14 protein-coding genes and 10 tRNA genes are annotated in these 12470 nt (G+C 42.6%); 1 reads left to right on the forward strand and 23 read right to left on the reverse strand.

The window, feature by feature from the left end; genetic code table 11:
- Positions 1-177: 177 nt before the first annotated feature.
- The 11 genes from LC091_RS19750 to LC091_RS19800 form a co-directional block, all read right to left on the reverse strand.
- Positions 178-251 (reverse strand) — tRNA-Gly (locus LC091_RS19750).
- A gap of 11 nt (positions 252-262) precedes the next feature.
- Positions 263-336: transfer RNA gene (locus LC091_RS19755), tRNA-Pro, on the reverse strand.
- A 16-nt stretch (positions 337-352) separates the two neighbouring features.
- Positions 353-429 (reverse strand) — tRNA-Arg (locus LC091_RS19760).
- Between the two features lie 107 nt (positions 430-536).
- A tRNA-Leu gene (locus LC091_RS19765) sits at positions 537-622 on the reverse strand.
- 26 nt (positions 623-648) lie between these two features.
- Positions 649-732: transfer RNA gene (locus LC091_RS19770), tRNA-Leu, on the reverse strand.
- Positions 733-748: 16 nt separating this feature from the next.
- Positions 749-823, reverse strand: a tRNA-Gln gene (locus LC091_RS19775).
- Positions 824-902: 79 nt separating this feature from the next.
- Positions 903-978: transfer RNA gene (locus LC091_RS19780), tRNA-Val, on the reverse strand.
- A gap of 49 nt (positions 979-1027) precedes the next feature.
- Positions 1028-1099 (reverse strand) — tRNA-Glu (locus tag LC091_RS19785).
- An 8-nt stretch (positions 1100-1107) separates the two neighbouring features.
- Positions 1108-1198: transfer RNA gene (locus tag LC091_RS19790), tRNA-Ser, on the reverse strand.
- 3 nt (positions 1199-1201) lie between these two features.
- A tRNA-Asn gene (locus LC091_RS19795) sits at positions 1202-1276 on the reverse strand.
- A gap of 167 nt (positions 1277-1443) precedes the next feature.
- The gene (locus tag LC091_RS19800; RefSeq protein WP_226683747.1) at positions 1444-1917 is read right to left on the reverse strand and encodes a SprT family protein; all 474 of its coding nucleotides are present in this window, start codon (positions 1915-1917) and stop codon (positions 1444-1446) included.
- Positions 1918-2248: 331 nt separating this feature from the next.
- Here LC091_RS19800 and cmpA point away from each other — a divergent pair, with 331 nt between their 5' ends.
- On the forward strand, positions 2249-2359 hold the full coding sequence (cmpA, locus tag LC091_RS19805) for a cortex morphogenetic protein CmpA (RefSeq protein ID WP_088016780.1): 111 nt from the start codon (positions 2249-2251) through the stop codon (positions 2357-2359).
- A gap of 460 nt (positions 2360-2819) precedes the next feature.
- On the opposite strand, the gene LC091_RS19810 is transcribed toward cmpA, so the two are convergent.
- The 12 genes from LC091_RS19810 to alr all read right to left on the reverse strand — a co-directional run bounded on the left by LC091_RS19810 (position 2820) and on the right by alr (position 12422).
- Positions 2820-5006 (reverse strand): Tex family protein, encoded by a 2187-nt coding sequence (locus LC091_RS19810; protein WP_226683748.1) that lies wholly within the window; start codon positions 5004-5006, stop codon positions 2820-2822.
- 283 nt (positions 5007-5289) lie between these two features.
- Entirely contained in the window at positions 5290-5889 is a 600-nt protein-coding gene (locus LC091_RS19815; protein ID WP_226683749.1) for a PP2C family serine/threonine-protein phosphatase, read from the reverse strand.
- A complete protein-coding gene (gene sigB, locus LC091_RS19820; RefSeq protein ID WP_226683750.1) occupies positions 5886-6671 on the reverse strand; it encodes an RNA polymerase sigma factor SigB in 786 nt (261 codons plus the stop codon). The genes LC091_RS19815 and sigB overlap by 4 nt, the downstream gene beginning before the upstream one ends.
- Positions 6646-7122: an anti-sigma B factor RsbW gene (gene rsbW, locus LC091_RS19825; RefSeq protein WP_010195173.1), complete on the reverse strand. Its 477-nt coding sequence runs from the start codon at positions 7120-7122 to the stop codon at positions 6646-6648. The genes sigB and rsbW overlap by 26 nt, the downstream gene beginning before the upstream one ends.
- A gap of 48 nt (positions 7123-7170) precedes the next feature.
- On the reverse strand, positions 7171-7479 hold the full coding sequence (locus LC091_RS19830; RefSeq protein WP_148966774.1) for an STAS domain-containing protein: 309 nt from the start codon (positions 7477-7479) through the stop codon (positions 7171-7173).
- A gap of 76 nt (positions 7480-7555) precedes the next feature.
- Positions 7556-8563, reverse strand: a complete 1008-nt coding sequence (locus LC091_RS19835) for a PP2C family protein-serine/threonine phosphatase (protein WP_226683751.1) — start codon at positions 8561-8563, stop codon at positions 7556-7558.
- A gap of 15 nt (positions 8564-8578) precedes the next feature.
- Positions 8579-8980 carry an anti-sigma regulatory factor gene (locus LC091_RS19840; protein ID WP_226683768.1) on the reverse strand — a complete coding sequence of 134 codons (402 nt, stop codon included), beginning with the start codon at positions 8978-8980 and terminating at the stop codon, positions 8579-8581.
- A gap of 3 nt (positions 8981-8983) precedes the next feature.
- Entirely contained in the window at positions 8984-9340 is a 357-nt protein-coding gene (locus LC091_RS19845; protein WP_010195165.1) for an STAS domain-containing protein, read from the reverse strand.
- On the reverse strand, positions 9337-10164 hold the full coding sequence (locus LC091_RS19850; RefSeq protein WP_226683752.1) for an RsbT co-antagonist protein RsbRA: 828 nt from the start codon (positions 10162-10164) through the stop codon (positions 9337-9339). The genes LC091_RS19845 and LC091_RS19850 overlap by 4 nt, the downstream gene beginning before the upstream one ends.
- Before the next feature lie 307 nt (positions 10165-10471).
- Positions 10472-10822 (reverse strand): type II toxin-antitoxin system endoribonuclease NdoA, encoded by a 351-nt coding sequence (gene ndoA, locus LC091_RS19855; RefSeq protein WP_010195163.1) that lies wholly within the window; start codon positions 10820-10822, stop codon positions 10472-10474.
- Between the two features lie 4 nt (positions 10823-10826).
- A complete protein-coding gene (locus LC091_RS19860) occupies positions 10827-11108 on the reverse strand; it encodes a CopG family ribbon-helix-helix protein (protein ID WP_010195162.1) in 282 nt (93 codons plus the stop codon).
- A gap of 150 nt (positions 11109-11258) precedes the next feature.
- On the reverse strand, positions 11259-12422 hold the full coding sequence (gene alr, locus LC091_RS19865) for an alanine racemase (protein ID WP_226683769.1): 1164 nt from the start codon (positions 12420-12422) through the stop codon (positions 11259-11261).
- Between the last annotated feature and the right edge of the window lie 48 nt (positions 12423-12470).

Consider the following 12470-nt stretch of genomic DNA (forward strand, 5'->3'; position numbering starts at 1 on the left):
GTATTAGGCACGCCGCCAGCGTTCGTCCTGAGCCAGGATCAAACTCTCCAATAAAGAGTCTGAGCTTTTGCTCAAAATTTGCTAGCTTGTGTTACTTAAAATCATTTTGTCGTGTTCCGAAGAACCGACGTTATGACGCTGTTGTTTTGTTTAGTTTTCAAAGATCATTCAATATTATGGAGCGGGTGATGGGAATCGAACCCACGACATCAGCTTGGAAGGCTGAGGTTTTACCATTAAACTACACCCGCAATATTCAATATCGGGAAGACAGGATTTGAACCTGCGACCCCTTGGTCCCAAACCAAGTGCTCTACCAAGCTGAGCTACTCCCCGTTTACTTTAAAAGTAATGGCGCGCCCGAGAGGACTCGAACCCCTAACCTTTTGATCCGTAGTCAAACGCTCTATCCAATTGAGCTACGGGCGCTTTGTATAAGTTGTTTATTTGATGTCCCTCTCAGAGGCGACTTAACTATAATATCAAATCCAGTATTTCGTGTCAACACTTTTTTAAAAAATATTTTTCAGTGTTTTTGGTGCGGCCGAGAAGAGTCGAACTTCCACGGGGTTGCCCCCACTAGGCCCTCAACCTAGCGCGTCTGCCATTCCGCCACGACCGCGAAAATGAATGGCTAGTGTAAATGTATGGTGCGGGTGAAGGGACTCGAACCCCCACGTCAAAGACACTAGATCCTAAGTCTAGCGCGTCTGCCAATTCCGCCACACCCGCATACATTTTATAAAGTTGGCTGGGCTAGCTGGATTCGAACCAACGCATGTCGCAGTCAAAGTGCGATGCCTTACCGCTTGGCTATAGCCCAATGAATTCGCTTCGTGAATTTAATATCGACACTTTAAAATCCACTTCGCTCTCAAAGTATATAGGGAACAAAGTCCCTCTGGTGGAGGATGACGGGATCGAACCGCCGACCCCCTGCTTGTAAGGCAGGTGCTCTCCCAGCTGAGCTAATCCTCCAGATAGAAATGGGAAACAAAACAAGAATGTTTTGCATCCCACTTTGTAGTGACCCGTACGGGATTCGAACCCGTGTTACCGCCGTGAAAGGGCGGTGTCTTAACCGCTTGACCAACGGGCCATATTAGATGGCGGAGAAGGAGGGATTTGAACCCTCGCGCCGCTTACACGACCTACACCCTTAGCAGGGGCGCCTCTTCAGCCACTTGAGTACTTCTCCATTTGGCTCCACCAGTAGGATTCGAACCTACGACCCTTCGGTTAACAGCCGAATGCTCTACCGCTGAGCTATGGTGGAATAATGTTGCGGTATGTCGGATAACGTTGTCTTTCGTCGCAACCGACTGCTTTTATTTTAATAAGCTTGTACTTAAAAGTCAAGTTTTTTTGGAACAAAAATGATATATTATCATAATTGCCAACGAGCCGCTTTTTAAAACAGCGACTAGAATAATTTATCATATTTTATAACTGCGTGTCAACACGCTTTTCTATTTCTCTTAACTTCCCTCTACATTTTCCACATCTATACTTGATTGTATTCACCCTTCTTACTCTTTTATATTGAAGGTGACAATCTCCACACTCGTATATACGAAAAGTTTTCGGCTTGGATCCTTTGGTTTGGATTGGTGTGCAAAATCTTGGAGCACCCACTTTTTTCAACAATAAACGAAAATCAGCATCTCGGTGCTTGTATCCTTTACCTTGAATGTGCAGGTGGTAATGACATAGTTCATGTTTGATTATACCTACTAGCTCGTCCATGCCTAGTGCATCGTAATACTTTTTATTGATTTCAATGTTGCTAGTGGAAGTGAGGTATCTTCCTCCGGTTGTTTTCAGGCGGTGATTGAATGTTGCTTTGTGAAGGAATGGTCTGTTGAAATACTTTAGTGAGATTTCTTCTATTAACTTCTGTAGATCTTTGTCGTCCATTTTCGTCCTCCACCTTTCATTCGAACCCTCCCCATTATACTGCATAGTATAGAAAAAAATAAGTCATTTATGTTGGGCTGGTTTCTATAAGATTGTTGTTTTCGCTTTGAAGTTTTGCCGTTCCTTTTCGCTGCAGGCACTCGCTTTCCGCGGGGCGGTGCTTGAGCCTCCTCGCTGCGCTGTGGGGTCTCAAGTCTACCGCTATCTCCCGCCGGAGTCGAGTGCCTTCCGCTCCAATCCACTCATACACTTACTAATTATCAACAATCATTACCTTAACCGCCCCTCATTATGAGCCTTCAAGTAAAAGATTGAAGGGGGTAGTGAAAAGATGCCGACTTGGTTTAGGAAGCAGATGCAACGCGCATACCTGGAGAAAGATCGATATCAGATAAAAATGTTGAATCAGTGCTGGTTTTTCTATCATAAAAAGAATAGCTGAAGAACAAAATCGCTAACGCGAGCTAAAACCACGTCCCAAGAGCATAATATCTTGGGACGTTTTCTCGGTTTTGGCATACATTTTAAATATTGACGTCAGCTGAATCTTCCTTTTGCTCTCCTCTTTGACTATTTCACTACAATTCTTTGTTACCAAAGGCTTCATATTAGCGATGAGGACCTCTCTTCTCCTGATTTCTCCTCACTGAGGTCTTCATACGACCGATGAGGACCCCTCTCCTCCTGATCTCTCCTCACTGAGGTCTTCATAAAGCCGATGAGAACCTCTCTCTACCTGATCTCTCCTCACTAAGGTCTTCATAACGCTAATGAAGACTTCTCTCCTTCTGATTTTTCGTCACTGAGGTCTTCATCCCGGCAATCAAGAATAATTCCCTACAGAATGAAGAAAACCCCCGAACAGCAATATCTTACAGCTGTGCGGGGGCTATTTTATCTTCTTATACTTCTTGCTTTTGTGGTTGCAGCATCGTCAAGGAAACGCGCCCTTTGTTTACTTCTACTCCGTCGACCCAGACTGTGACAATATCACCGACAGAGACAACGTCAAGCGGGTGTTTTACAAAACGATCGCTAAGTTTTGAGATATGGACAAGCCCATCCTGCTTCACGCCGATATCAACAAAAGCTCCAAAGTCCACGACGTTTCTGACTGTTCCTTCTAGTTCCATTCCCTTTTGAAGATCTTCCATTTTCAATACATCCTGCTTAAGAAGCGGGGTAGGCATATCATCACGAGGGTCTCTTTCCGGTCTGATGAGAGAATCGATGATGTCCTGTAGTGTGATAGGACCGATGTTTAAATCCTCAGCAAGCTTTGCGACATCTACATCTTTCAGCGCCTGCTGCAGCTTTTCCGTTCCGATGTCTTTTTCAGACGTTCCCAGTTGCTTCAATAACTTTTTAACATCTGCATACGTTTCCGGGTGAATGCCGGTTCTGTCTAAAGGTTGTTTTCCGTCTATAATTCTTAAGAAGCCGATACATTGTTCATAGGTTTTCGCCCCAAGCCTTGGAATGCCCTTTAGGTCAGACCTGCTAGCGAACTTTCCTTCTTCTTCCCGCTTCTTCACGATATTATTGGCAACCGTCTTTGATAATCCTGCTACATATTGTAATAGAGATGAAGACGCAGTGTTCACATTCACGCCTACTTGGTTTACAACTGTTTCTACAACAAAATTCAAGGATTCCGCTAAGCGCTTTTGCGCCACGTCATGTTGGTACTGACCCACTCCAACCGATTTCGGGTCTATCTTTACAAGCTCGGCCAACGGGTCTTGCAGTCTGCGGGCGATTGAAACAGCACTTCTTTCTTCTACTTGAAGGTCCGGGAATTCTTCTCTTGCCAGATCAGAAGCGGAATATACACTCGCCCCGGCTTCATTAACGATCAAGTAAGAGATGCTCTTTCCGCTTTGTTGGATGACATCTGCAAGTAGTTGCTCTGTCTCCCTTGAAGCCGTTCCGTTTCCGATTGCCACTACTTCAATTTCAAATGTGGATAGTACGTCCAATAGCTTTTTGATGGACTCTTCTCGTTTCTTCTCTCCCGACGTATGCGGATAGATTACACTTATATGAAGAACTTTGCCTGTTTCGTCGACTACCGCAAGTTTGCAACCTGTTCGATAAGCCGGGTCTACCCCTAATACCACTCGTCCTTTAAGAGGCGGTTGAAGAAGGAGGTTTCTTAAGTTCTCCGAGAAAATATGGATGGCCTGCTCTTCCGCTTTCTCCGTCAGCTCTTTTCTGATTTCGCGCTCAATCGCCGGCTCAATCAATCTCTTATATCCATCTTCAATCGCTTCCTTTATGAGAGGTGTAGCAATGGAAGATTCACGTTTGATCACTTGGCGATTAAGGTAGTCAACGATTCTATCTGTTGGTGCAGCAATAGAGATTCGTAAGACTTCTTCTTTTTCCCCGCGGTTCACTGCTAAAATTCGATGAGGTAGTATTCTAGAGATCGCCTCTTCATACTCGTAATACATAGCAAAAACTTCTTTTTCGTCTTTTTCCGCTTTTTTAACAGCCGATACGACCTTGCCTTGTTTATAGGTAACGTCGCGGATATATTGGCGATAAGTCGGTTCATCTGAAAAGGTTTCCGCAAGAATATCCTTTGCTCCTTCTAACACCTCTTCAACGGTAGCAACTTCTTTTTCCTCCGAAAGAAAATCTCTAGCTTTTTCCTCTAGTGATGGAGAGGACGGGAATGTGAGGAGCCATTCGGCATAAGGTTCCAATCCCTTCTCTTTTGCAACGGTCGCTTTGGTGCGTCGTTTTTGTTTGTATGGACGGTAGAGATCCTCCACCTGTTGTAGTTTGGTTGATTTTAGGATGCTAGCTTTCAGTTCTGGTGTGAGTTTCCCTTGTTCCTCGATCAGTCGGGTAACTTCTTCTTTTCTATTTTCAAGGTTTTGTATGTATTGCCATTTTTCCATGATAGCTCTGATTTGCACTTCGTCTAGAGAACCTGTTTGTTCTTTACGGTACCTGGCGATAAAAGGAACGGTGTTGCCTTCTTCTAAAAGTGCTATTACTTTTTTGGCTTGTCCTTTTGTCACTTCTACGTCTTTTACTAATAGGTTGACCAATTGCTCGTTTTTATCGTTCCATTCCAATTTTGTAGCCTCCCAACATATTAACCCATCTTCTATTTTAGCAAATTATTCGGACAAAGAAAAAAGACTAACATGGAAATGTCAGTCTTGGACTTGAAAAATCGCATTATCTTGTTGATCTCCGTTCCAGGCACTTCGCTTTCCATGGGCGGTCCGGAAGCCTCCTCGGGCATTCGCCCTGCGGGGTCTTCCCTGTCCCTTCCTCCCATAGGAGTCTTCGTGCCTTCCACTGCAATCAACAGAGTTTCCACAATCAATTGCAAAAAGCTAGAATTCAATCTCCCTAGTGGATTTCACCTGAGATGATGGTTACGTCGTCCATGCCGTTGTCTGTGAACATTGCGGCTATTTCCAGCAATGAAGTGGCAGATGGGATATCTTTGATGTACTTTTTTACAGATGGGATATTCAAACCATCTGAGTAGATGAAAAACTTCATATTGGAACTGTAGGGAAACCGATGAGTTTTAAGTGTTTGAGGTCTTCCAGATAAGTAGCCTTTGACTGGAAGTGGGTAAATCAGCTTTTCTGTCGGAGGATATAGGAAAAATCGAATATTCCCAACACAGCTGTACACAACTTCTTGCTGGTCATAGTTGACTTTCAGCACTGATACCGCTGCACCGCGCTTATTTCTCATCGCTTCGTTACAAGCTTTCATGATAACGGAAACGTCTTCGGTTTCATGGTCTTTGGCAGCGGAAATGACTGCTTGTGAAGCATCGTGCGCATATTCACCGCTACCTAAGCCATCTGCTACCACACAAATAAAATAGTCGTCCGTTGTATTTACGTAGTAGCTGTCCCCACAAAAATACATTCCGTTCTTCGCATTTTGGTAGGCATTCACGTTCGCTTTTTCATGTTTAAACTGTTCAATCATGAAAAAATCTCCGTGTTTGCATTATCTTCCATAAATGCTTGTTTCAGCTTAGTCAGCGCTTTGCGTTGCAGTCTTGATACATGCATTTGCGAAATACCCAACTTTTCCCCTGTTTCTTTTTGACTCATATTTTTAAAAAATGTGCAGTCGATAATTTGTTTCTCTCTTTCTGAAAGCACATGGAATATTTTTTGTAATAGAAGTTGCTGATCCACTTGATCATATCCGACATCCTGGTTCCCAACGATGTCGAGAATGGTTACCGTGCTTCCATCCGAATCAGCCTCGATGGCATTATCGACAGACAGAGCTTGATAGTTTTGGCTCATCTCCATCGCTTCTAGCACTTCTTCTTCGGTAACTTCCAAGTAATCGGCAATTTCGAATACTTTTGGCGAACGCTGAAGTTCATTTGTCAGTTCTTCTACAGCCGACTTAATTTTCGGTCCAATTTCCTTGATTCTGCGAGGAACGTGGACGCTCCATGTTTTATCTCGAAGGAAGCGTTTAATTTCTCCGATAATCGTCGGAACGGCGAATGCTTCAAAGCTTCGGCCAAAACTTGCATCAAAACGCTTCATGGCACCGAGCAATCCAATCATCCCTACTTGAGAGAGGTCTTCATGAAAGGCTTTGCCTCTTGAATATTTTCGAGCGATGGATTCAACAAGTGCAGTATAATGCTCAACTAATTGCAACTGCGATACTTCACAACCATCTTGTTGGTACCGCTCTAATAGCATATTAACATCCAGCTTACTGGACGGAGATTGATTCCGCATCCCTTTCCACCTGCTCTCCTTGTACATACTTTGTCATGAAGACTGTAACGCCCTGATTGCTGTGCACCTTCACATCATCCATCAGCGTTTGGATTAAGAATAATCCTAACCCTCCTTCTGGCAAAGTTTCTACTGGTTGCGACTCGGTGTATGGACCTAATTCTTCCCTTACTTTGTCGAAATCAAAGCTTTGTCCATTGTCAGCTACCACTAACTCGAGTCGGTCTTTGTAAATACCGAATCCGATTCGAATATTACCTTTTTCATCTTGCTTATAAGCGTGCTCGACCGCATTGGTGCAAGCTTCACTTAATGCGATTTTAATATCTTCAATTTCATCGTATGAAAAGCCCATACGATTCGCAATCCCAGATAAGGTAAGTCGGATAACTCCGACGTATTCAGCCTTTGCTGGAAAAGACATTTCTATATAATCATAAGCCCGGTTCATTGTTCCCCCACCTTTAAGTGAACTTATTTAACGACTGCCACATGCAGCCTATTTTATTTCCATGATTCCTGCTAAACCTGTAATGTCAAACAACCTCTTCAAACGATCCGATAACCCTACCAGACGAAAGACACCGTTGTTTGCCTTTACGGTTTTAAAGAAACCTACAAACATCCCTAAACCTGTGCTGTCCATATAATTAACACTAGATAGATCAAATACTAGTTCGCCGGAAAAACCTTCTAATAACGGGGCAACCTTTTCCTTTACTTTAGGTGCAGTATAGGCATCTATTTCCCCTTCTAAGACGACAAGCGTCTGATTTAAATCTTCTTTTATCTGAATGTCCATATTCATTCTTTCGTCACCTCAAACATGAATTAGAATTCCATTTTTAGGTCATCCCAATACTAAATACCCGCTTCTCAAACATTTAAACCTTTCTTTTTAAAATAATTAAGGTAAAGTCATCTCTGAGCTGAAAGTCTTGGATTTTCTCCAAGTCTCTGTATACAAGCTCCACAATGGCTTGAGGAGGTAAGTGAATATACGACCTGATCAAATCTATTATTTTATCAACCTCGATAAATCCTTCATCCGTACGGCATTCTGTCACTCCATCAGAGAAAAGGATGACCATATCATCTACTTCTATTCTCTTTTCATACTGTTGGTAGGTTGCCAGTCTGTCGATACCAAGGACAAGCCCCCTGGCATCAAGCTCGTAGAATTCATTTTTCTTCGCATCAAAATACAACGGTGGTTCGTGCCCCGCAGAAGAGAATGAGAAGAGGTGTTTGTGAAGGTCATACATTCCGTAGAACATGGTGATGAACATGCTTGCATCTACGTTTTGCTCCACCACTCTATTTAAATTGCCAAGAACATAACTTGGAGCAACTCTAGTATCTGGTAAACTATCCATGGCATATTTAATCATGCTCATACACATCGCAGCCGGGATACCTTTACCGATGACATCCGCAATTGCGACACTAAACGAATCTTTCTCGTTATGAACAAAATGATAATAATCCCCGCTCATATGTTTCGCAGGAACACTTATCGCACCAATCTCCACTGAATCCGTTTCAGGGATTTTCGTCTCAAGTAGTGTCTGCTGAACATTCGCTGCAATTTCAATCTCCGTCTGAATCTCCTGTTGTCTATGGCGGAGACTTTGGTGCTCTCTATAAGCAATCCCATATCCGATCATCACTTCAAGTAGAAAATCCAAAGAATGCAGAATATTATCCGGTATATCAGGAGAAAGATCTTGCAGCATCGCTTTATGCACACTGATAATTTCTTCGGGGGAAATTTTCTCCCCAAGTATTCTGCGACTGAATTCCTGCCCTTTATAGAGAGCTTCCTCTGACTGGCGATTCAGGTAAGCTGAGAGTATTTCTTTATATTCTGATTCTAATTTATCGTAATTCATGGGTTATCCCCCCTTCTAGCGAACCCACTTTACAGCATGGATTGTCGTTCCTTCCCCAGAAGAAGAATCAATCTGAAACGAATCCATTAACCTCTTTACTCCAGGTAATCCAGCTCCTAGGCCCCCTGATGTGGAAAAGCCATCTTCCATCACCTGTCGGATGTCAGAAATTCCAGGACCATCATCTGTGGCAACCACTTTCAGTCCTCTTTTTCCATACTCATCCATTTCCTCGATACATATTTGACCTGTACCTGCATACAAATAAATATTTCGAGCCAACTCCGAAATCGCGGTAGTTATCCTCGCTTGGTCTACTGTGCCGAATCCGAGATCTTTGGCAACGTTTCTACCCATTTGCCGGGCAGCTACTATATCCCATTCGTTTCTTATTTTTACACAGGATTGGACAGTCATCATTTACTCCCCCAGTTCCTGTTGTAATTTCTCTAGACCCTTTTCTAAATCTAATGCCGTGAACACTTCGTCCAATTGGATTCCAAGTTCCACTAAAGTGATGGCTACAGCAGGTTGAATCCCTGTTAGAACGACTTGCGCTCCCATAAGTTTCGACATGCTGATCACATCTCCAAGCACTTTTGCAATAAATGAATCAATCATATCAACGGATGTCAAATCAATGACCACTCCATTTGCACCTGTTTCATGTATTCTATTTAGAAGATCCTCTTGAAATTGCAACGCAGTTTGATCATCTAGTTCCCATTGAATTGAAATTAATAAGCAATTGTGAAGCTTTAAGATAGGTATTCTCACTCTTCATCCCCCGCAGTCACAATTTGTCTGTTTGTCATTTCAAGCGCTGTTTCAATCCCTTTTTTCAGGGAGTTCTTCGTAATAATCTGATCTAGGTTAATTCCCAGATTAACAATAGTCTGGGCGATTTCAGGGCGAATTCCAACCAATAAGCATTTTGCACCCACAAGCCGTACCGCTTCTGCAGCCTGGATGATGTGATGTGCAACCATCGTATCGACAACTGGAACACCTGTGATATCTATTAACACCACTTCCGCACGGTGTTTCACCACACCTTGAAGAAGGTTTTCCATGATTTGTCTTGCTCGTTCTGTATCGATTGTACCTACAAGCGGCATGACTGAAATTTTATCAAAAACCGGGATAAGTGGTGCAGCCAATTCTTGCAAGGCGATTTTCTGCATCGATACAGTATGCTCCCAAGAACCTGTGTAAGATTTTAAAATTTCATTATTAACCGGACGGAGCCATTGTTCAAAATCATACATTAACGAAACTTTACGGCTGTCTTCAATTTCTTCCGTCATGCCTTCGTATACGATTTTCCCAAATAGCGATAAACCCTCTGTTACATATACAAGCGGCCATCCGAAGCGAACGATCTTTTCAGCAAAGTCCGTCAACACATTTGATAGGTCGTCTGTGTTTTTGCTTATATTATTTAATAGCAGGTTGATGTATTCACGGCTTGTACTCAAATAGACTTTATCAGAGATAGCCTTGAATTCCTTCTTCTCGCCAATCTCGTCCATTCCCTCGATCCAGCGATTGAAGATCGTTTCGCGATTTTCCTCAATGTAATTAATTATCTCCTGATTCATTATCCCGGCTCCTTTTTCGGTAATAGATATATTTATAAACTCGTCAAATAATTATAGCTATACTAATACAACTATAAATTTTAATTGTTTTAAAAGTCAAATATGTTTAATCCCATTTCACCCATAATTGTGGTTTATTTACCTAATTATGGTGGTATCTTTTTAGAAATGAGTACGGAATTCGGATAACACCGCTGTTGATTTCCGCAAACGGCTATGGGTTCTTATCTTATCCTGCTCTTGCCAAAATAAAAAAGCTACTCACGCGCTTGTGAATAGCTTCTTATCGATAAAACGAATTCAAATATTAAAAGTCAATAAGTCCTAAGCTTATTTGAAGCGCCTCATCCACTTTGTCCATCATCTCTTCGTCAAGATGAGTAATTTTGTCCGTTAACCTTTGTTTATCAATTGTTCGAATTTGTTCGAGCAATATAACAGAGTCACGTTCAAAACCATAACGCTTCGCATCGATCTCTACATGTGTTGGGAGTTTGGCTTTTTGGATTTGAGCAGTAATGGCAGCTACTATAACGGTCGGGCTAAATCGATTTCCGATATCATTTTGGATGACAAGTACTGGTCGAACGCCTCCTTGCTCAGACCCAACAACCGGGGATAAATCAGCAAAATAAACGTCACCGCGTTTGACAATCAAATGATTACCCCCCGCTTACTAAGCGTTCAACCGTATGCTCCGCCTCATATTCAGCCAAAAAAGCTTCAGATGCAATGTTTAGATTGATTTTAGACATTTCCATGTAGCCACGTCTCATGGACTCGCGAATCTGACGCTTTTTGCGCTCGCGAAGATACATCTTTGTTGCTTGAAAGATTAATTCGTTTCGATTGCCGTTTTCTTGTTTTACCAAACCATCTAATTCCGACACTAAGTTTTGAGGTAATCGAATCAAGATTTCAGTTGTTGCGCTGGATTCAGACACAGCATACACCTCCAAGAACTACAGACACATAATACTATTCCATATTCCATAATACCATCATTGCCGTTAATTGCAAAGTCCATTTAGCGAATTCTTCTCTATTATCACTATATGATCCCTTTTTTATGCAGAATATTACCATTTACTATTCTAATGGTTTGTCTGCAAATAGTTTCTCACTTCCATTATACTCCCATTACGCCAAAACATGCGGGGTACACGGTAGCTGATCATACAAGGAACCTCGTAGTTAATGGTGTCAAGCTTGGCAGCCACATCGTTAGAGCTGATTTTCTTCCCATCTTGTTCTCCTATAAGCGTTACCTTGGTCCCAATTGGAAGTTCATGAGGCAATTTAATCATAAACTGATCCATGCAGATCCTTCCAACAATTGGAGCAAGCTTTCCGTCTACAAGAATGTTCATTCCCTGCAATTTTCTGATCCATCCATCCGCATAACCAACTGGCACCGTTCCGATCCACTCTTCTTCTTTTGTCGTATAGGTGGCTCCGTAGCTGACGCTTTCGCCAATAGATAGTCTTTTTACATGTACGAGTTTCGTATGAAGAGAAAAAGCCTCTTTTAGCGGAAAAGGCAGTTCTGGTTCCATTTCCGGAGATGGCGTCAATCCATACATCGCTATTCCAACTCTGACCGCGTTGAAAATCCTCTTTGGAAATCGTAGCGTTGTAGCACTGTTGCCACAATGGATCATTGGAATCCTGTATTTGTTTGTAATTTGGTTTAACAACGTGTGAAACCTCTCAAACTGTCGTTCCACATAATCCGATTGCAACTCATCCGCGGTGGCAAAATGTGTGTAGATTCCTTCAGTTTGAAGGTTCGATGCTTTTTCTATTAGCTCTAGAATTTGCGCGACTTCTTCTTTTGACCGCGCTCCGATTCTTCCCATGCCAGTATCAAGCTTCAGGTGCAGTTTAACCTCTTTTGACCCTTGATATGCAGAAGTTGCTTCTTCTACCCATTCTTTTTGGAAAACCGTAAGCGTGATATCCTCTTTTGCAGCAAGCGGCAGGTCCGAAACCCTTGAAGCACCGAGCACAAGGATCGGTGCCGTTATACCTTGCTGCCTTAAGGACATAGCCTCATCCAAAAAAGACACAGCAAGATACTTCGCACCAGCTTCCAACGCCACGTTTGCAACCTGCGCATCTCCATGTCCATACGCATTCGCTTTTACGACCGCAATTACCGTAACATCCTGTGTCACATGCTCCTGTATCGCCTGCACATTCTCATAAATACAATCCAAATCTACCTCAACCCACGTATCCCGATGAAAGCTCGACATCTTCCTAAGCACTTCCTTTACCTATCTACAACCACAAATTAATATGTA

This window comes from Sutcliffiella horikoshii, assembly GCF_020524325.1.
Lineage (GTDB): Bacteria > Bacillota > Bacilli > Bacillales > Bacillaceae_I > Sutcliffiella_A > Sutcliffiella_A horikoshii_D.